This window comes from Cryomorpha ignava (assembly GCF_010686655.1).
Classification (GTDB): Bacteria; Bacteroidota; Bacteroidia; order Flavobacteriales_D; family Cryomorphaceae; genus Cryomorpha; species Cryomorpha ignava.
Map to the genome: position 1 here is coordinate 101,810 of NZ_JAAGVY010000003.1, position 18,740 is coordinate 120,549.

Sequence of the window (18,740 nt, forward strand, 5' to 3'; positions counted from 1 at the left end):
ATCTTAATTACTACTCAAACATCCGCACATCCGCACATCCGCACATCCACACATCCACACATCAGCACATCCACACCCGCACATCCACACATTTTTAACTTTCTGATAAATGCGCCATGCTAACAACCAAAGGCATTTTCTGCTATCTTGGCAGCCCTAATTTAAGGATTTGAAAAACGTATTTGGTCAGTGGATTTTTGTAAAGAGATTGCTTATTTCTATTTTGGGAATAATCACCTGGCCTAGATTTGTTTGGACGAATAAGTCGGTAATAGCCGGAATGGAGGTTCTGGAAAAACTTCCTTCGGAAAATGTGGTTTTTGTTTCTAATCATCAAACTTACTTCGCCGATGTAATGCTTATGTATCACGCATTTAGTGCAGCGAAGTGGAAGTTGAAGCGCGGAATTCGAAATCCCTTATACTTGCTTTCGCCAAAAACAAATATCTATTATGTGGCAGCACTTGAGACGATGAAAAGCGGTTTTTTACCTAAGCTTTTTGCTTATGGCGGTGCCGTTTCTGTGCAGCGCACCTGGCGCGAATCTGGCAAGGATGTAAAACGAGAAGTTAACCCCGAGGATCCTGAAAATATCGGAAAAGCTATCCGTTCCGGTTGGTTAATTACTTTCCCGCAGGGTACCACCAAGCCTTTTGAACAGGGAAGAAAAGGAACTGCCCACCTTATTAAAGAGCATAAACCCATAGTTGTTCCTGTAAATATCGACGGTTTTAGAAGGGCATTTGACAAGAAGGGATTGAAAATTAAAAAACGCGATTCACGGTTATTAATGAAAATTTACGATCCTTTAGAAATTGATTATGACGCCCCTGCGGAGGATATTCTTCATCAGATTATGTACGCCATTCGCCAAAGCCCCGAATTTATGAAGGTCAATTTGCTGCATGAAGAGAATGAGAAGTAATTTTTTGCACTACTTACATCGGTACGTACTAAGTAATTTCTACTAAGCCAACCGGTGTCTATTGCTAATTGCCAATTGCAAATTCATCTCCACAAAACTGATCATGCCTATTGCTAATTGCCTATTGCCAATTCATCTCCACGAAACTGTCTGCCTATTGCTAATTGTCTATTGCAAATTGCCAACTAAGCGACCTCACGTGGTTATTGAGCGCAGTCGAAATGCAGCGCAGCAAGTAATTGCCAATTAATCTCCATCACCTTCTCCCCCCAACATCATATTCTTCTCAACAGGATATGAATTAAATGTACCAAGCCCTTTACAAACTACGTTCATATTCTCATTTTCACAGTAAATTGTTCCCTCACTGCTTATCAATCTGTTTCCTTCAAAAACCACTTGGCCGACTCCCACCAATTTATCACCCAGCTTAATTGGGGCAAAATAGTTGATTTTAAATTCCACGGTGCTCACCAGTCTATGTTTTTCGGTGGCAAGCGAGAGTGCTGATACGCCCAGAATTCCATCCATCATTGAGGCAATGGCTCCGCCATGTGCGGCGGCCGGATTGGATAAATGTTTTTCGGTAATTTCCATTCGGTACACTACTTTCCCTGGCTCAATTACGTTCAGTTCAAGACCCAGCAATGCACCAAAGGCATTTACCTTATCGTATTTCTTTAGTATTTCGTTCATAGCATACTTTAATAGCCGGCTGTGGTATCGTCGGCGCGGGGGTCCCCACAGCTTTGTAATGTATTATTCGGGTTTACCAATATAGCGTCTACTCTTCCCAGCGAGGGAAAAAAATCAATTTCATGTCCAAGGGCTTTCAAAGAATCAAGCAATTCAGGCTCAAACCGGTTTTCTTCCATAAAAATAACATCGGGTAACCACTGGCTGTGAAATTTGGGTACTTCAATCGCTTCTTTCAAATTCATATCAAAAACAGCTGTATTCATAACCGTTTGAAATACAGATGTAATTATTGTAGAGCCTCCCGGTGACCCGGCAACCAGAAAAAGATTTCCATCTTTTTCTACTATAGTAGGCGTCATAGAGCTTAGCATTCGTTTTTCCGGCTGAATAGAATTGGCTTCTCCACCTATAAGGCCAAACATATTTGGCGTTCCAGGTTTTGAACTAAAGTCATCCATCTCATTATTCAGGAAAAATCCGGCTCCAACAACCATAATTTTGCTTCCGAAATGGCCGTTAAGTGTGGTCGTTACAGAAACGGCATTTCCTTCAGCATCTACAACACACAGATGAGTAGTTTCTGTGGATTCTTTTCCTTTTTGAAACTTTCCTGCCTCAATATCTTTACTAGGCGTGGCAAGCGAGGCATCGAAATTGCCCATTCTCACATTTAAATATTTTTGATCTAAAAGTTCCGAAACAGGTACTTTATAAAATTCAGGATCGCCAAGATGAACCGAACGGTCAGCGTAAACCCGGCGTTCCATTTCTGTAATGAGGTGAAGGTATTCAACTGAATTATGCGCTATTCCATCGGTTTTAGCAGCTTCCCACATTTTGAGCAATTGTACTATAGCAACGCCACCGCTTGACGGAGGAGGCATGGAAATAATTTTATAGTTTTCAAAATCTGATTCTATCGGCTTACGCCAAATGGACTTGTAATTTGCCAAATCTGCTTTTGTGATAATTCCACCGCCGGCTTTCATTTCTTCAATGATAAGTCCGGCAGTTCTACCCGAGTAGAATTCGTCTTCGCCATCTTTTGAAATTCGCTTTAGCGTTGCCGCCAAATTTGATTGTACGATAAGGTCACCTTCTTTCCAGATTTTATTCGTTACAAAAAATGGAATGGCGTTTTTGTTTCTCGCTTCAAAATCAGCTTTATACTGGTTGAGTAAGCTCGCCTGGTTAGCCGTTATTTTAAAACCATTTTCTGCAAGATCTATAGCGGGAGCAATGAGCTTTTCCATTGGTAGTTTGCCATATTTTCGATGGCTTTCGTAAAGTCCACTAACCGATCCTGGAACACCAACGGCCATGTGGGTATCCAGGCTCCTGCCTTCAACAATCTCTCCGTTCTCGTCCTGATACATTTTTTCTGTCGCAGCTGCCGGTGCCTGCTCGCGAAAGTCGAGTGTGTTGGTGGTTCCATCAGCCATCCGAATGACCATAAAGCCACCGCCGCCAATATTCCCTGCCTGCGGATAGCATACCGCGAGAGCCCACTGAATGCCTACAGCCGCATCTATTGCATTGCCTCCTTGTTTCAAAATTTCTGCGCCTATGCGCGCTGCTTCAGGATGTGCGCAAGCTACCGCAGCGGTGAGGCTATCGAGACTTTTGCCAATTTTAATTTCTGAATCAACAGGCTGCCCTGAGCCGTTTAAAAAAAGAAAGAAGCCAATGGCTAATACAAATAATCTTTTCATTTAGTCCTCTATTACTTCCATTTTCATAATTAACGGTTTCAATGGCCAGTCGCTAGCATCTGTTTCTACAAGCGACATTTTTTCTAAAACATCAAGACCTTCATATATTTCTCCAAAAACGGTATGCTCACCATCCAAATGCGGAGCGCCACCAAGTGTTCTATAAACCTGCCGTTTCCATTCCGGAATCTGCATTTCGTTATCACGTTCAATAGCGAGTAGCTGTGGCTCGGTGAATTTCTGTCCCTTCACGAAATAAAAATTATAACCCGAAGAGCGCTTATCCGGATTTTCTTCGTAACGCCTGGCCATGGCCAGCGCACCTTTTTTATGCAAGTGCTGCTGATTAAATTCGGGCTCAAGCTCATAACTACCTATTAAAAGCCGCTTTATGTCTTCTTGCTCTTTGTCATTGTTACCGCCTTGCACCACAAAGTTCTCAACCACTCTGGTAAATTCAGTATCATTGAAATACTCGCGCTTAACCAACATTAGAAAATTAGCGGAGTGCACCGGAGTATCGTCATAAAGTCGAAATTTTAAAACGCCCAATCGGGTAGTCAGTTTTATCTTTCTTTCTGAATTTTCTTTGAAATAAGAACGTAAAAACGCCTCGGCATTTTTAGAAGTCAACCTCGGAAATTCTCTTTCGAAGGATTTAACAGTCGTGTCAGCAGCACTCTGAGCAGAAGAATCAGAGGCTATTTCTGCATCACTTTCAGAAATAGATTGCTTTACTTCTTCAGATTGGCATCCGAGAAGAAATAATATTGAGAAAAACAGAAACACCTGTTTTATCTCTTTTAAGAATTCACTCATTATTCAAGCGTATCGTCGTATTCTTCAATTTTTTGATGCGTTTCGTTTTGTTCAGCACCATTAAGCGTGCTGTAACGCGGCTTAATTAGCTTGGCTTTTCCGCTCACATTCAGCGGGTTGTGATAGGTGCCTTTTTCGATAATTGCGTGCCAAACGCCATCAAAGGGTACAGTAAATTCGGTGGGCGACGTTTCTGCATGGCCTCCGTGATATTGGTAAGTCCTACCACCTTTGTACTTCGCAAACTGACTAGTATGAATTAAAAGCACCTTAGTAGGCTTGTCAAAATCTACGACTATACGTTCTTTGGCTTTCGCGGTGAAGGGTTGGTGTAAGAATTTCATGAGCCTGGATTTTAGACTGAAAATATACGAAATTTCTGACATAAAAAGAAAAAAAGAAAAGCGAACTGCCTGAGGCGTGTTCGCTTTCCGGTGCTCTGCTCAAAGCAACCATCAGAAGGTTTTTCCCGTTTGGGTTATTGTAAAGGTAAGAAAGATTGTGGCTGGTTGCTGGGCTTTTCCACCAACGTATCGGATCGTTTTAGCAATGGTTGAAAATAACGGAGATTCGGAAAATAGTGAATAGGAGGGGTTATTTAAAACCGCCATTATCCCTTTTTTATCGGCAGAATCTGGTACTCAAAAACAATCCGGTCATCATAGCCCAAAGGATATGCATGAAATTTACGCGGGCTGCGAATGGTAATACTGAGTTGCGCTTGTTTTTGAACATGTTTCGGAGCGACTTTAAAGAATAAAATATTTCCTGATTGCCATTTGTCGCCGTGAAGCTTGTATTCCAATGGCATCCCTTCGGGGTCATGCGCTTGCACAATAAACTCTATTGACATGCCGGGGTGGAGGTTGCAATTGGTTTTTACTCTTCTTGGTTTGCCGGGAACCCACATATTTCCAAGGCTGTCTTTAATATACTCTATTCGCGGGTAGCCTTCTTTACCGATTTCCATCAAGCTGCGAAAAGCGGTAATCTTTGAGCGTAACTCACCGGTAATACCCAGGATAAGGTGTTTTTGATAAACGAATAATTCGCGCCGTTGCAAATCCGTATGCCTGTATCTTTCCAAGAGCTTCAAATAAGTCATTAGTTGATCGCGATCTGTAAAAGCTGCTTGAAAATCGCCTATCCAATTCTGCGATATCAATTCGTATAAATCTTCAAAAGGTGCATAATAAAGTATTCGCTCTTCTCCTGAGTTTGGGCTAGAATCAGCTTCGGTATTGGCTTTTCGCTCGTGCCAAACATCAACTTTGGCCGAAGGGATACCACATTTGTCAAGCCACTCTGTCCCGAAATTTCGCTCTAAGCTGTATTCAAGAAAGTCGCGAAGCGCATTTTCAGAATCTTTTAATGCTTGTCCTATATCCATTTAGCCGTCTGTTTCTTTTGCATAGACGAGTGAAAAGCGGTCTGGTTGGGTTTCTCCCAGATTCAAACCTTATCTTTGCCTTATGAAAAGTGTTATTACAGTTGCAGTTGCCTTGATTCTCTCAGTCGCATCTTATGGGCAAACCGACGATCAAGGGGCTGAATATCGGGAGTTTTGGCTTAAAACAGAAACAGAATTTAAAAATCCTGATGAAAGTCCCCTTTCTGACGCCAAAAGAGCTGATTTTGACAGTATTCCACGTTATGAATATAGTCCTGAATATAGGGTAGGAGCAGTTTGGGAAGAGCGCAAATATGAAAAGCCATTTAAGATTGAGACCACCGGACCGCGCAAAAGCATGTACCAGAAAGTGGCCGTGCTCCATTTTAAGCTTGGAAACGATTCACTTCATTTATCGGCTTACCAAAATTTGGAGCTTATGCGAAATCCGGTTTATAAGGATTATATTTTTCTTCCCTTTACCGACGAATCTAATGGGTTTGAGACTTATGGTGGCGGAAGGTATATCGATTTTACCATGCCGGGCGACCCTTCCGGGAAAGTGATCTTGGATTTTAATAAAGCCTACAATCCATATTGCGCATATAGTGATGGCTATTCGTGTCCTATTCCGCCCAGCGAGAATAATCTAAAAGTGAAGGTGCCGGCAGGAGCTAAATATGAATATAAATAGGGTGTTTATTTTTCAGTCTCCTGAATCCAAACGCGGTCGGTTACAGCTTCGCCATTTTTGAAGTAGAAAACTCCTCCCCAGCCGTGTACAACCTTTTTGTACTCGTTGCCCACATTATTTGAAACCACAATGCGCTTAATGATGGTTTTATTTCCTTCAGTAGTCATTTCTTCAGTTATTCCATCGGGATATTTCTGACCTAGATCTTTTTTGAAATCTTCGGTAGAGAGTTTTTCTACATCTCCGGTCATTTGCGTTTCAGCAGGCTTTTCGTTTTCTCTTTTTTTATCTAATTCACGTTGACGCTCTAATTTAGCCCGCTCCTGATCTTCCCATTTCTCCTGTTTTTCTCTGCGCTCTTTTTCAGATTCGGGCTTAGGATTTTCAGGTTTTTGCTCATCTTTTACTTCAGCGGGTTTTTCAGATTTCTCCAATTTTTCTTTTTGGGTTTCTGCTTTTTCTGCAGCGCGTAATGTTTGAAGGGTGTCTTTCATAGAAAGCTCAATGTCTGCAATAATCACTTTTGGATAAACATTGTACGGTCTGCGCTCCTGGGCTTGCTCGTACGAATGAACGGCTTTAAGATAGTGTTTATCTTTAAAAAAAAGATGTCCATCCTGCATAAGCGATTGGAATTTTTCGTCGTTGGAGGCTTCTTTCTCTTCATTTTCAGCAATAGTAATACGCTCTTTTGATGAGAGTTCCGCAAATTTATCCTGGCCATACATAGCAGTTGACGCAAAAAGTAGAATAGTTGAAATAAGGGAAATAAAACGAGTCATAGTTGGCAAAGTTATATGTTATAAACGATTAATATCAATCAAAGTTCCAGTATCTACCTGAATTTTATGTTTTTCGGCTGAACGCAAAAATACAATGTAGTAAAACAACCCACCCGCAATGTAACATAGCATATCTGCCATATCTCTTTCAAAAGCCATGCCGAACCTCGGAAATATGAACTCAAAACCTACAATGCAGACGATTACGGTGAGGATCAATTCTTTAAATCTGATTTTTACCGATATGTTAAATAAGGCACTTGCTGAACTAATCCCCAAAATGAGGAATGGAATGAGGGTTAAATCCTTGCCGTAAAAGCGAAGTAATACCGGGCCTCTACCGTGAGCTTGCATGTAGTGAACCACTAAATAAATAGCAGCAAGCAAAAAGAGTGTATAAGCTTCCTTTTTATTCAAATCATCCTGAAACTAGAGCAATCAACCAAACAATAAACGATAAGATAGCCATATAAATTGTGAAAAGGGTGTCGGCAATATAAAAGATAATCCGGTGAAAGGTTTTATCTGATTCCTTTAGCCCTTTTAGTTTTTTAATTGCTTTTGATTCGTTTATAAACATGTACGCTTCTCTCTCCTCTTCGCGTTCTTTTCTTATTTCTTCAGCAATAAGTGCAGGGTCCGTAAGGGCGCCACAGTGGGTGCAATGCGTTTTATGTCCGTCTGTCCATTTAGCACAAGCGGGACATTTACGTTCATTTACCATTTTTAAAGAAGTGATTTTGCAAATTTGCTATTGATGCAATGGGCTAATTAAATCGTTATCTGCTTTTTCCAATAATTTTTTTGGAATTAGCTTTTTAATTTCTGCTTCCAAAATATTTATAATGCTAATTTTCAACTGAGCACGCGAATAAATAAGGCTTATTTCGCGAGTAGGTTGTGGATGATCAATGGGTTTTAAATTTGCCCGATCAGCTTCATTCAGATCCAGTGCAGTTAAATACGGAATCAGTGTCATCCCAAATCCTTGATTAGATAGCTTTACGAGGGTTTCAAAATTACCACTTTCAAACTCTAAAAGGTTATTGGCATTCCCTGTTTCTGCAAACGCTCCGTCGCAAAGATTTATAATATTATCTCTAAAGCAATGCCCGTTTTTAAGCAATAAAATGTCGCGGAGCTGAAGCTCACTATGGAGCACAAAGCTCTCTTTCTCTAAGCGGTGCCCCTTAGGAATGTATGCCATAAAGGGTTCGTAATAAAGCGGCTTTTCTATAATGCGTGCTTTTTCGAGTGGCGTAGCCAAAATCCCCGCATCGAGTTGATCCTTGTCGAGTTTTTCCAGAATTTGGTCTGTTTGCAACTCCTCAATTTTTAAATGAATATCTGGAAAGTCATTGGTTATCTTTCTCAAAAAGCGAGGCAATAAGGCGGGCGACACCGTTGGGATAATGCCCAATCTGAACTCTCCCGAAATCTGGCCTTTACTGGCTTTTACGATTTCATCTATCCGGTTGGCTTCAGTGAGAGCCAGCTTGGCCTGAAGTAATATTTTTTTGCCAATTTCAGTAGGCTGTACAGGGTGCTTGCTTCTGTCAAAAATCAGAATATCAAGCTCCTTTTCCAATTTGCTGATCTGCATACTCAAAGTGGGCTGGGTAACGAAGCAATGATCTGCCGCTGTCGCGAAATGACGGTATGTGTCAACAGCGACTATATATTTCAACTGGATTAAGGTCATATGTAAAATCTATTAAAAATAAATTGTTCATTGACAAAGTTAGAACAATAAAGACCTTTTTGAAACCTTTTTGCTAAAATTAAGTAAGAATTACCTATAAATATGCACCCCTAAATTATGAACTACTTTTTAAAAATACTATTCATCCCTGCATCTATTTTAGCGCTTACTTCATGCGATAAAGATCCCGAGCAGGTTGGCTGTACAGACCAGTATGCCGTAAATTATGATCCATCTGCTTTAGAGGATGATGGCAGCTGCACATTTAATGATAAAGAGCAATTAATTTGGGCAAACGGAATAAGAGGCGGCTGGAATGGCGATCTTTTGCAAGGCGCTTTCAGACTCGATCTTTGCGCCGGTGAAATCAATGAACTATCTCAGCAAAAAGATTCTGCAACGGTAGAAAAAACATTATACCTTGGAACCGGGGGTGGTGACGAACATAAATCTTATTTCTCGCTGATTAATGAGCAAAATGCGCGCGACTTTGCTGAGGGAAGCCTTCGAATGGGTATTCGTGTTTCTGATACGCTAGCCGGGTCTCCCGAATATATCCGCATTTACATTGGTGGAAAAATTCTGCAAACTGAAGAGTGTAATCCACATCGAAGAAGCGATTTTGTTGAGATATCAACGCATTCGTTTAACGACTCAACTTATACCAATGTAAATATTCCGATCCGCGATTTTGATAAAATCATGATGGCACATGTCAATGTGGTTTGCGGAATTCAATTTGAAGGAGAAAGAAGTACCGGTATTGAGGTGGATAATATTCGCTGGGTAGCGAATAAGCTGGATTAGGAAAATAAAAGCTTAGTTAAAAAACCCGCCGTAAAGCGGGTTTTTTAATTCTGAATAATATCGAGAGACTTCCTCATTCCATTAAAATAACGAATGGAAGTTTTTTCAATTTAGTCTTCAATTTTCTCCATTCGCTTTTCGAGTTTTTCGTCAAGCTGTGGCTTAATTTCTTTTTGATACTTGGCCCATTCTTCAGTAGATAGCATTCCCTGAATTTGCTTTTGGGCAGTGAGTTCCAGGGTAGTCATTTGTAGTTTTATCTGGTCTATTTCGCGAAGCAGGTTTTCTTTTTGCAGACGTTTGTCTTCCATAATCTGACCCAATTCGCCTACACGAGCTGGCGCAAGCTTCAATCCATTGGCTATCAGGCTCATTTGTTCCTGCAATTCTGCTTTTGTCTGGTACTTCTCTGAGCTTGTTTGCGCAGTTGCAATTCCGGCGGTGGCGAGCATTGCCACCATTAAAGTAATTTTTAGATTCATCATTTTTGTTTTTAAAGTTCAATATTCTCGTCGCCTGTGCGATAAGGCACGTAAGTTATAAAAAATTGAAACATTTCGTCGGTAGTTTTCATATGTTTTCCCGATTCTGTTATCGTTTTGGGCGGTGCATAAGGGTTATAAGGGTTATTTATCGTATTGTCAAAAGTGGCATTTACTACAATTTCATATCCTTTTGGTATTTTAAGAATATGCTTAAAGGTATAAAAATACTGCCATCTGAAATCCCACTTCGGAATATGAATTAAAGGTATGGTATCTTTTTTATTTTCGGAAACGGCAAAAGCAATAAAATCCTGACCAAGAAGATGCATGTGGGGGTTGATGGTTAAAACCGACATGTCTTGAGGGACTCTGTAACGCGTAGAAAATTCAGCTACAGTTCCGGCTTCAATTATAAATTTTGGTACCACCGGCGTTTCGCCAAGGGTTCCCATTTGCAATTCCTTAAAAGGCCTTTCGGGGCGCTTTTCAGCGAAATAAATTTCAATTCTGCTCAAGTCAAATGTATCTATTGCGGTAGGACCGTAATGCAGAGTATTTAAAATAAAAGTTCCTTTTTTATTCAAAAAAACGGTACCCATACCTTCAGGATAAGTCGGCGGCTCTACCCCCGGCAAATAATTAAACGCTGAAACCAATAGAGGCGGGTAGGTGCCGTCGTCATTGGGTATTTTCATTTCGCGGTAAGCGGTAAGCGAGTTTACTTCTTCGGCATCTTTTATCCATTCGCCCGCAAATGGATCTTTCTTTTTTCCTTCAGGATAGTTTATTAAGTGGCCATTTACATGATGAACGAGCTGCCTGTTGCCCGGTACAAATGAAATGGCGCGAATAATAGTGTCGCGAGCCATTTCAAAAGGAATTTTAGCCAGTCTGAATTTGTCACGATTATCGCCGGGTATAAAAATCGTGTCCGGAAATTCGAGAATCAGGTCGGGTTTGCCCAGCGCTTTTACAGCAAATAGTTGTGGAGTCGGTTTTTTGTTGGGTACAATGCCTTCGGGAACATCTTGGTCTATCCATTTCAAAATAAGACTTTTCTCTTCCTGCGTTATCGTCTTTTCGTCTTTAAATCTAGAGTAGAGAGTGTCGGCAGGCCAGGGAGGCATGATGCCTTCGGCAATAACCTCACGAATAGTTTTGGTGCGCTTTTTTGCATCAATATAATCGGTAAGCGGAAAAGGTGCGGCACCATTTTTATTGTGACATGGCGTGCAATTTTCGAATAAAACGGGAGCTATATGCTGCCAGTAAAAGACCGTGTCAGGAAGATTTATTTGGGCTACAGCATTTTCATCCTGCGAGCTGGTTTCACCCTTATCAGCATCGGCGCAAGCAGAAAACAGAGCAGAGACAACAACAAAAAAGCTTATTCTATAAAACATCCCACAGGTTTAGTTCTTTCCGGATTTATTTTATTTCCCGAAAGGAAATCATCCAAAGCGTCGCTAAGATAATGTTCTGTTGTGTTTAGTCGCTTTTTTGCAATAGATATTGCCCAATTGTCTATCGCACCCCGGTACTTTAAATCTCCTTTTCTATCAATAAAAATAGCCTCGGGAGTAACGGTAGCGCCATAATATTTTGACAACTTAAAATCAGGGTCAAATAGAATGTCCATTTCCATATCGTACTTTAATTTATATCTCCGCACTTCATCTTTGGTGTAGTAATTTCCGCTTATTACACCGATAAAAGGAATGTCTTTAGCGCTATATTCCTTCTCAAGTTTGCGCATGGCAACCGTATAGTTTTGGCAAAGAGGACATTCGGGAGTGAGAAAGAGCATGACCATGCCACTCTTATTTTCTAAATATCCCTCTACTGAATGTGCCGTGCCCGTCGTATCTTCAAAAGGTTCTTCAAGTGGCGACTTGTCTGTGCAAGACAGAATAAAAAATGAAAGCAAAATAATACCAATTCGAACCATGCTGCAAAAATAATAAAGATATCAAGGATGCTATTTAACCAAAATTCTATCTTAGCGCCATTCTATGTGGAAGTTTATAAGGCTATCTCTTGTTTTTTGCCTGATTTTATTCGGTTTGGGCGGTGTGTCGGGTCAGGCAAATGCTGATGTGCAAGAGCAAGTCCAGTTTCAAAGAGATGACTTTACGCTTGATATTCCAGATTTGTTCATTTCGGGAATAGAAACAACCGGCGAAATAACCTGCCATGACCAGGAAAAACTGGCAGCGACAAATCATATTGTATCTGTAGTTGTAAACGGAAAGCGGCAGGAGTTATATTTTGAAAATGGAAAAGCCAATTTCCCACTGGTCTTTGATCGCAATGAGCCACTATCTATAAAAGCCGGTGAGTTTACTTACGTGCGAAATGTCAAGCCCATGCCACTCTGGCTATCTATAATACCGCCGCTTATCGTTATTTTACTTGCACTGGTTTTTAAGGAAGTGGTGAGCAGTCTTATTATAGGTATTGTCTCGGGTGCTTGTATTACAGGATTCTATGCGAGCGATGGCAGCATTTGGAATGGACTTTTTAGATTCATCGATACCTATGTTGTTCAAGCTATGAGTGATAGCGGACACATATCTGTCATGATTTTTTCTACACTAATCGGTGGTATTGTAGCCGTAATTTCTAAAAATGGCGGTATGCAAGCGGTTGTCGATAAGCTTTCGCGAAAAGCTACCAATGCCAGGAACGGACAAATGGCAACTTACTTAATGGGTATTGCCATCTTTTTCGACGATTATGCAAACACGCTTGTGGTGGGTAATACAATGCGGCCGCTCACAGACAAATTGCGTATTTCGCGCGAAAAGTTGAGCTATATCGTAGATTCTACCGCTGCCCCTGTAGCGGCAATAGCATTGATTACTACTTGGATAGGAGCAGAGCTTGGCTATATTCAGGGAGCGCTCGATACCATTAATGCCAAGGCAGGAGTTGCCTATCCCCACGGAATTGATGAGAGTGCTTACGCTATTTTTCTTGGCTCTCTTGAGTATGCCTATTATCCCATTTTTACGCTGGCTTTTATTCTCATGCTCATTTTGATGAACCGCGATTTTGGCCCAATGCATAAAGCTGAATCCAAAGCACGGCTGGAAGGAAACGTGGGCAAAGGAATGATGCACAGTAATATTGATGTTTCTGAATTTGAGCCCGAAAAAGACATAAAATATAGAATGATCAACGCCATTCTGCCTATAAGTGTCGTCGTTTTGGGAACAGTTGTGGGGCTGCTTGTTACAGGCTGGGATGCGGCAATATGGAGCGAACCGGCAAACTCCTTTGGTAAAAAACTTTCGTTAACTATTGGGCAATCAGATTCGTATAAAGCGCTGCTTTGGTCGTCAATGGGCGGCCTTATTGTAGCCATTGCCATGACTGCCTTCCAAAAAATCCAAACTTTTCCGGAAACGATAGAAACCAGTATTTCAGGATTTAAAACCATGGTAAGTGCGCTGGTGATTCTTATTCTGGCCTGGTCGCTTGCATCCATCACCAGCGATATGCATACTGCCGATTATTTGGCAGGTCTAGCTTCGGGCACAGTCGTAGAATGGGCTGTGCCGGCTATTACTTTTGTCATTGCCGCAGTGGTTGCTTTTTCAACCGGATCATCGTGGGGTACCATGGCAATAGTTTATCCATTAATGTTGCCGCTAAGCTGGGAGCTTTCCATGCAAGGCGGGGTAGAAGCAAGCGTAGCTCTCGGACACTTTTTAAACGTAACTTCTTGTGTGCTGGCGGGTTCTGTGCTTGGTGATCATTGTTCTCCGATTAGCGACACCACGATTTTAAGTTCGCTGGCTACGCACTGTAACCACATTGAGCACGTGCGTACACAAATGCCTTATGCGCTTACCGTGGGAGGTGTTTCCATCGTGTTTACCCTTATTGGTGCCTATTTCGAATTGCCATGGATCCTTGATTTCCCACTGGGAATTTTTGTTTTATTTCTAATTGTTCGATTTTTTGGAAAACATGTGCCCGACCCCAGCGGCAGTGGCTAAAGTTTAATCTTCTTTTCGCGCAAGCAGTGCCGGCAAAATGGTCAGGTCAAAAAAGAGTGCAAACCCCAAGGTAAGGGTTACGAGTAGTCCAATATAAAATGTACTTTGAAATGAGCTGAAGCAGAGGCTTATAAAACCGCCAAAAAGAATAATGCTCGTAATGATTATGGCTTTTCCGGTGTGTACAAATGAATTGCGTAAAGCCTGATTTGATGATCTTCCGTTTCGCATTTCGAGCTTGTACCGGCTCAATAAATGAATGGTGTCATCTACCGCTATTCCAAAAGCAATGGTGAAAATAATACTGGTACTCATTTTTAAATCTATGCCTAAAATTGCCATAACTCCACCAATTGCAAGAAGGGGTAGCAGGTTTGGAATCAGTGCGATGAGTACCATTTTAATTGATCTGAACATAATGCCCATCAGCAAGGCTATGAGCAAAAAGGCAGCTCCCAAACCCTTTGATAGACTAAAAACCAGATTTTGATTTGTCCGGTCTATCAGCGTTCCGGTTCCGGTAATTTCTATGTCCATTGTTTTGGTTATTCCTTCTGCTTCCGCGAATGTTTGGAGTGCCACATTTGCACTATCGAAATACTGTGCGCCCAGATCTCCGGTGCGACCCGAAATACGCGCATATTGCTGATCTTTAGCGAGAACGGGTTTTAATTTTCCTGTTTTCACAATGTCTCTTAAATCTTTTTCAGTTTTTTTCCAATCGCGCTCCGAATCGGGAATAACGTAATATTCATTTTTTCCACCATGGCGCATTCTATTGCTCTCTTTGGCAGCAACCACGGGCGATAATATGGCGTGCACACCGTAAGTTGATTTCAAATAATTTTCAAGTTTATTTAGTTTACCAATGTTTTGAGGAGTTAGAAAGCTATCATCTTGCTCTTTTAATTTAAGTCCAAGTTCAAAAGGCCGCACCCCTGCAAAATTCACATCAAAAAAGGCAAAATCTTTACGCAAAGGCTCGTCAGGCTTTAAATCTTCGAGGATGAAATTATTGAGCTCAAGCCGCGATGCTGCAAAACCAAAGCCCAGCGCGATGACAATAGTGCCGATAAAAACCCATTTTCTATGGCGGATTATTGGAATGAGAATACCATCAAGTTGCCTTTGCCAATTTCCTTTTTCGTTATTAATCACCTTGTGTGGTGGCTCGGTAAGCACCAGCCAAGCCGGAAGCATGGTTATAGAAATTACGTAGGCAGCTATGACTCCCGAAGCTGTAATAACTCCAAATTCCTGAAGCGCAGGTATTCCAGTAAGGTAGAGCGACGCAAAACCAATGGCAGTGGTAATGCTGGTAAATAATGCGGCGAGGCCGGTATCAAAAATCATTTGGTGAATGGCATGTGCTTTCGTGGCTCCATCGCGCAGCTCTTCCAAAAACCGGGAATACAGATGAACTGCATCGCTCATGCCCACCACAAAAATTACCGGTGGCAGCATATTGAGCAAAATGCTAATCCCTTTTCCCGAAAGGTTGAGAATACCAATGCTCCACACCACAGCAACCAATACGGTGGCGAGCGGGATAAGTACCCCTCTAAAACTCCGGAACATGACAAAGAGCAGAATGACAATAAACACGAGTGCAATACCCATAAAAAGGATGAACTCGGTCTGGATTTTATTTACATAAACTACTTGCCCTATGGCGCGACCGGCGAGATGCACATCGTCAAACTTGTACTTGTCAATGGTTGATTTTAGAGCTGTGGAAATAACATCAGATTTGTTTTTACTGAGCTTAGGCTCGGTAATTACAACCAGACTTATTGCCGGTGCTGTCTCTGAAAAGATATTGTCGACCAGCGAAGGATCAGAAAATACACGAATAGAATCTTTGGTTCTATCGCCGCGAATAACCGGTGTTTGAAAAACCGTTCCCGTAAGAGGTTCGCGGACATAATGCTTTAGTGTGGCCGGAGAAATAACATCCTTTACGTAAGGCAACTCCTTTACCTCGGCAGTGAGTTTTTCTATTTGCGAAAGAAATGAAGGATCAAAAACACCGCCCTGATTAACTACGCCAATCAGGATGAAATCATTATCGGTTCCAAAAGTATCCCGATGCTCATTAAAGTATTGGGTGGGCTCGTCGTCAGGCTTGAAGAATTTATCAAAATCATAATCAAACTTTGTATTGGAAAGCGTAAGCCCGAAGAGCACCGTAGCGGCAACTACGGCAAAAAGGAAAAAGATAGCCCACTTTTTTGTCATTGGCGGCAAAGATATGCATCACCACAACATGAGATTAACTTAAAGGTTTTTGATTTTGATAATTCGGGTTAAACAGGCAATATAAAATAGAAAAGGTTTACGCATTTAGATATGGAAGAACAATCTGGTCAAACCAGAACTCAATTCTGAATAGGTGAGCTTGTTTTCTTTTTAACCGCTCCATACGGATTCCCTCTGGTCAAAAGGGCGCAAATCCCAGATCAAGCCGCAGGCATGAGATTCTACGCTCCATACGGACTTCCTGCGGTCGAAAGGCCGCAGAGGTTTTCAATACAAAAAAATTAGTAGTGCTATTAATCTAAATATAGCATATAAAACTACAGAAAATAATTGTAGTGGTTAACGCTAGAATAAAATATGGAGCAATATTATGTAGCGAAAATTATCAAAAAAAACCGCCCCGAACATAGCAGTCGGGGCGGTACAATTAACCATTTACTTTAAGAAGGTATTACTTTTCTTCTTTTACTTCTTCAAAGTCCACATCAGTTACTTCTTCGTCACCGGGTGTTTCGCCAGTTTCGCTTCCGTTTTCACTTCCTTGTGGTTGATCTTTTTGCTGTGCATACATTTCTTGCGAAGCTGCCTGAAAAACAGTGTTTAGTTTTTCCATAGAGCTATTTATTGCAGGCACATCTTGTGCTTCGTGTGCTTTTTTAAGCTCTGCAAGGGCATCTTCGATAGGCTGTTTTTTGTCAGCTGGTATTTTATCACCGTATTCTTTAAGTTGTTTTTCCGTTTGGAAAATCAAAGAGTCGGCTTTGTTAATAGATTCTACACGCTCTTTGGCTGCTTTGTCAGAATCGGCATTCGCTTCAGCTTCTTTTTTCATTTTATCGATCTCGGCATCGGTCAATCCGCTAGAAGCTTCAATTCTTATGCTTTGCTCTTTTCCGGTAGCCTTATCTTTGGCGCCTACGTGCATAATACCGTTGGCATCAATATCAAAAGTTACTTCAATCTGAGGCGTTCCGCGTGGTGATGGTGGAATGTCAGTCAACTGGAAACGTCCAATTGATCTATTGTCATTCGCCATAGGGCGCTCACCTTGCAATACGTGGATATCAACAGAGGGCTGATTGTCTGATGCAGTTGAGAATGTTTCCGACTTTTTGGTTGGAATCGTTGTATTTGCATCAATCAATTTGGTAAAAACGCTACCCATTGTTTCAATTCCAAGAGAAAGTGGAGTTACATCAAGAAGCAATACATCTTTCACTTCTCCTGTAAGAACACCACCCTGAATGGCTGCACCTACTGCTACTACTTCATCGGGGTTTACGCCTTTTGAAGGCTCTTTTCCGAAGAAGGCTTTTACAGCATCCTGCACTGCAGGAATACGTGTAGACCCACCTACAAGGAGTACCTCATCAATATCACCTTTGCTCAATCCGGCACCTTTAAGTGCTTTCTCACATGGAGCAATTGATCTTTTGATCAGTTTGTCACAAAGCTGCTCAAATTTAGAGCGAGTCAATGTTTTTACAAGGTGTTTTGGCACACCGTCAACCGGCATAATATATGGCAGGTTGATTTCTGTTGTGCTTGAGCTCGATAATTCAATTTTTGCTTTCTCGGCTGCTTCTTTCAATCGCTGCAATGCCATTGGGTCTTTGGTCAAGTCCAATCCATTGTCATTTTTAAATTCAGCAACAAGCCAATTTATAATTTCATGATCGAAGTCATCTCCACCAAGGTGTGTATCACCATCTGTAGAAAGTACTTCAAATACGCCATCGCCAAGCTCCAGAATAGAAACGTCATGCGTTCCACCACCAAGGTCAAATACAACAACTTTTACATCGTTTGATTTTTTGTCGAGACCGTAAGCAAGAGCTGCCGCAGTAGGTTCATTTATAATTCGGCGTACTTTAAGTCCGGCAATTTCTCCGGCTTCTTTTGTAGCCTGACGCTGTGCGTCATTAAAATACGCGGGAACAGTAATTACTGCTTCAGTAACGCTTGTGCCAAGAAAGTCTTCAGCAGTTTTCTTCATTTTTTGAAGAACCATTGCCGAAATTTCCTGTGGTGTATATAGTCTGTCGTCTATTTTTACGCGAGGTGTATTGTTATCACCTTTTACTACATTGTAAGGTACGCGTGCTATTTCTTTAGCTACCTCGTCAAAAGAGTTACCCATAAAACGTTTTATAGAAGAAATCGTTTTTTCAGGGTTCGTAATTGCTTGTCGTTTAGCCGGGTCGCCAACTTTGCGCTCGCCGCCTTCCACAAATGCAACTATAGATGGGGTTGTGCGTTTTCCTTCGCTATTTGAGATAACTTGTGGTTCATTTCCCTCCATTACTGCAACGCAGGAATTTGTAGTACCCAAGTCAATTCCGATTATTTTACTCATGTGTGTTGTGCTTTTTGTTTTTAACTGATAGGCATAACTCAATGATTATACCAATGCCCAAAATCTTCCGATATGGGCAGTTTTGACACTTTTTATGTCAAAGTAA

At 41.4% G+C, this 18,740-nt stretch carries 18 protein-coding genes; 4 read left to right on the plus strand and 14 right to left on the minus strand.

Features of this window, described 5'->3' with window-relative positions; all coding sequences use genetic code 11:
- Nucleotides 1-169 precede the first annotated feature (169 nt).
- Nucleotides 170-925, plus strand: coding sequence for a lysophospholipid acyltransferase family protein (locus G3O08_RS03125; RefSeq protein ID WP_163283219.1), 756 nt, complete (start codon nt 170-172; stop codon nt 923-925).
- Nucleotides 926-1,171: 246 nt separating this feature from the next.
- Here G3O08_RS03125 and G3O08_RS03130 read toward each other — a convergent pair whose 3' ends face one another.
- The 5 genes from G3O08_RS03130 to G3O08_RS03150 form a co-directional block, all read right to left on the minus strand.
- Complete coding sequence (locus G3O08_RS03130; RefSeq protein ID WP_163283220.1) at nt 1,172-1,621, minus strand: PaaI family thioesterase; 450 nt, start codon at nt 1,619-1,621, stop codon at nt 1,172-1,174.
- An 8-nt stretch (nt 1,622-1,629) separates the two neighbouring features.
- Nucleotides 1,630-3,336, minus strand: a complete 1,707-nt coding sequence (ggt, locus tag G3O08_RS03135; protein ID WP_163283221.1) for a gamma-glutamyltransferase — start codon at nt 3,334-3,336, stop codon at nt 1,630-1,632.
- Entirely contained in the window at nt 3,337-4,155 is an 819-nt protein-coding gene (locus tag G3O08_RS03140; RefSeq protein ID WP_163283222.1) for a peptidylprolyl isomerase, read from the minus strand.
- Nucleotides 4,155-4,499 carry a DUF1883 domain-containing protein gene (locus G3O08_RS03145; protein ID WP_163283223.1) on the minus strand — a complete coding sequence of 115 codons (345 nt, stop codon included), beginning with the start codon at nt 4,497-4,499 and terminating at the stop codon, nt 4,155-4,157. The genes G3O08_RS03140 and G3O08_RS03145 overlap by 1 nt, the downstream gene beginning before the upstream one ends.
- A gap of 266 nt (nt 4,500-4,765) precedes the next feature.
- Nucleotides 4,766-5,545 (minus strand): hypothetical protein, encoded by a 780-nt coding sequence (locus G3O08_RS03150; RefSeq protein ID WP_163283224.1) that lies wholly within the window; start codon nt 5,543-5,545, stop codon nt 4,766-4,768.
- Between the two features lie 82 nt (nt 5,546-5,627).
- Here G3O08_RS03150 and G3O08_RS03155 point away from each other — a divergent pair, with 82 nt between their 5' ends.
- Nucleotides 5,628-6,239, plus strand: a complete 612-nt coding sequence (locus G3O08_RS03155; RefSeq protein WP_163283225.1) for a DUF1684 domain-containing protein — start codon at nt 5,628-5,630, stop codon at nt 6,237-6,239.
- A 5-nt stretch (nt 6,240-6,244) separates the two neighbouring features.
- Here the strand turns inward: G3O08_RS03155 and G3O08_RS03160 are convergent, their stop codons facing one another.
- From G3O08_RS03160 to G3O08_RS03175, 4 genes are read right to left on the minus strand one after another with little or no spacing between them, the layout of a single operon-like run.
- Nucleotides 6,245-7,021 carry a hypothetical protein gene (locus G3O08_RS03160; RefSeq protein ID WP_163283226.1) on the minus strand — a complete coding sequence of 259 codons (777 nt, stop codon included), beginning with the start codon at nt 7,019-7,021 and terminating at the stop codon, nt 6,245-6,247.
- Between the two features lie 18 nt (nt 7,022-7,039).
- Nucleotides 7,040-7,438 carry a hypothetical protein gene (locus tag G3O08_RS03165; RefSeq protein WP_163283227.1) on the minus strand — a complete coding sequence of 133 codons (399 nt, stop codon included), beginning with the start codon at nt 7,436-7,438 and terminating at the stop codon, nt 7,040-7,042.
- Between the two features lies 1 nt (nt 7,439).
- Nucleotides 7,440-7,745, minus strand: a complete 306-nt coding sequence (locus G3O08_RS03170; protein ID WP_163283228.1) for a hypothetical protein — start codon at nt 7,743-7,745, stop codon at nt 7,440-7,442.
- Between the two features lie 27 nt (nt 7,746-7,772).
- Nucleotides 7,773-8,723, minus strand: a complete 951-nt coding sequence (locus G3O08_RS03175; protein WP_163283229.1) for a LysR substrate-binding domain-containing protein — start codon at nt 8,721-8,723, stop codon at nt 7,773-7,775.
- 117 nt (nt 8,724-8,840) lie between these two features.
- Here G3O08_RS03175 and G3O08_RS03180 point away from each other — a divergent pair, with 117 nt between their 5' ends.
- The gene (locus tag G3O08_RS03180) at nt 8,841-9,530 is read left to right on the plus strand and encodes a hypothetical protein (protein ID WP_163283230.1); all 690 of its coding nucleotides are present in this window, start codon (nt 8,841-8,843) and stop codon (nt 9,528-9,530) included.
- A gap of 110 nt (nt 9,531-9,640) precedes the next feature.
- Here G3O08_RS03180 and G3O08_RS03185 read toward each other — a convergent pair whose 3' ends face one another.
- The 3 genes from G3O08_RS03185 to G3O08_RS03195 are packed head-to-tail and all read right to left on the minus strand — an operon-like array spanning nt 9,641 to nt 11,942.
- Complete coding sequence (locus G3O08_RS03185; protein WP_163283231.1) at nt 9,641-10,015, minus strand: hypothetical protein; 375 nt, start codon at nt 10,013-10,015, stop codon at nt 9,641-9,643.
- An 8-nt stretch (nt 10,016-10,023) separates the two neighbouring features.
- Entirely contained in the window at nt 10,024-11,418 is a 1,395-nt protein-coding gene (locus G3O08_RS03190) for a cytochrome c (protein WP_163283232.1), read from the minus strand.
- Nucleotides 11,403-11,942, minus strand: coding sequence for a redoxin domain-containing protein (locus G3O08_RS03195; RefSeq protein WP_163283233.1), 540 nt, complete (start codon nt 11,940-11,942; stop codon nt 11,403-11,405). Before G3O08_RS03195 ends, G3O08_RS03190 begins: the two co-directional genes overlap by 16 nt.
- 85 nt (nt 11,943-12,027) lie before the next feature.
- Here G3O08_RS03195 and G3O08_RS03200 point away from each other — a divergent pair, with 85 nt between their 5' ends.
- Nucleotides 12,028-14,019, plus strand: a complete 1,992-nt coding sequence (locus G3O08_RS03200) for a Na+/H+ antiporter NhaC family protein (RefSeq protein WP_163283234.1) — start codon at nt 12,028-12,030, stop codon at nt 14,017-14,019.
- A 3-nt stretch (nt 14,020-14,022) separates the two neighbouring features.
- On the opposite strand, the gene G3O08_RS03205 is transcribed toward G3O08_RS03200, so the two are convergent.
- Both G3O08_RS03205 and dnaK read right to left on the minus strand, forming a co-directional pair.
- A complete protein-coding gene (locus G3O08_RS03205) occupies nt 14,023-16,257 on the minus strand; it encodes an efflux RND transporter permease subunit (protein WP_163283235.1) in 2,235 nt (744 codons plus the stop codon).
- Nucleotides 16,258-16,729: 472 nt separating this feature from the next.
- Nucleotides 16,730-18,634 carry a molecular chaperone DnaK gene (gene dnaK / locus G3O08_RS03210; protein WP_163283236.1) on the minus strand — a complete coding sequence of 635 codons (1,905 nt, stop codon included), beginning with the start codon at nt 18,632-18,634 and terminating at the stop codon, nt 16,730-16,732.
- Between the last annotated feature and the right edge of the window lie 106 nt (nt 18,635-18,740).

What these genes read in the sequence shown, in the direction of transcription:
- dnaK (WP_163283236.1), bottom strand. Translation starts at nt 18,634, where the DNA reads ATGAGTAAAATAATCGGAATTGACTTGGGTACTACAAATTCCTGCGTT.
- G3O08_RS03155 (WP_163283225.1), top strand. Translation starts at nt 5,628, where the DNA reads ATGAAAAGTGTTATTACAGTTGCAGTTGCCTTGATTCTCTCAGTCGCA.
- G3O08_RS03145 (WP_163283223.1), bottom strand. Translation starts at nt 4,499, where the DNA reads ATGAAATTCTTACACCAACCCTTCACCGCGAAAGCCAAAGAACGTATA.
- G3O08_RS03175 (WP_163283229.1), bottom strand. Translation starts at nt 8,723, where the DNA reads ATGACCTTAATCCAGTTGAAATATATAGTCGCTGTTGACACATACCGT.
- G3O08_RS03190 (WP_163283232.1), bottom strand. Translation starts at nt 11,418, where the DNA reads ATGTTTTATAGAATAAGCTTTTTTGTTGTTGTCTCTGCTCTGTTTTCT.
- G3O08_RS03200 (WP_163283234.1), top strand. Translation starts at nt 12,028, where the DNA reads ATGTGGAAGTTTATAAGGCTATCTCTTGTTTTTTGCCTGATTTTATTC.
- G3O08_RS03205 (WP_163283235.1), bottom strand. Translation starts at nt 16,257, where the DNA reads ATGACAAAAAAGTGGGCTATCTTTTTCCTTTTTGCCGTAGTTGCCGCT.
- G3O08_RS03160 (WP_163283226.1), bottom strand. Translation starts at nt 7,021, where the DNA reads ATGACTCGTTTTATTTCCCTTATTTCAACTATTCTACTTTTTGCGTCA.
- G3O08_RS03150 (WP_163283224.1), bottom strand. Translation starts at nt 5,545, where the DNA reads ATGGATATAGGACAAGCATTAAAAGATTCTGAAAATGCGCTTCGCGAC.
- G3O08_RS03170 (WP_163283228.1), bottom strand. Translation starts at nt 7,745, where the DNA reads ATGGTAAATGAACGTAAATGTCCCGCTTGTGCTAAATGGACAGACGGA.
- G3O08_RS03180 (WP_163283230.1), top strand. Translation starts at nt 8,841, where the DNA reads ATGAACTACTTTTTAAAAATACTATTCATCCCTGCATCTATTTTAGCG.
- ggt (WP_163283221.1), bottom strand. Translation starts at nt 3,336, where the DNA reads ATGAAAAGATTATTTGTATTAGCCATTGGCTTCTTTCTTTTTTTAAAC.
- G3O08_RS03130 (WP_163283220.1), bottom strand. Translation starts at nt 1,621, where the DNA reads ATGAACGAAATACTAAAGAAATACGATAAGGTAAATGCCTTTGGTGCA.
- G3O08_RS03140 (WP_163283222.1), bottom strand. Translation starts at nt 4,155, where the DNA reads ATGAGTGAATTCTTAAAAGAGATAAAACAGGTGTTTCTGTTTTTCTCA.
- G3O08_RS03185 (WP_163283231.1), bottom strand. Translation starts at nt 10,015, where the DNA reads ATGATGAATCTAAAAATTACTTTAATGGTGGCAATGCTCGCCACCGCC.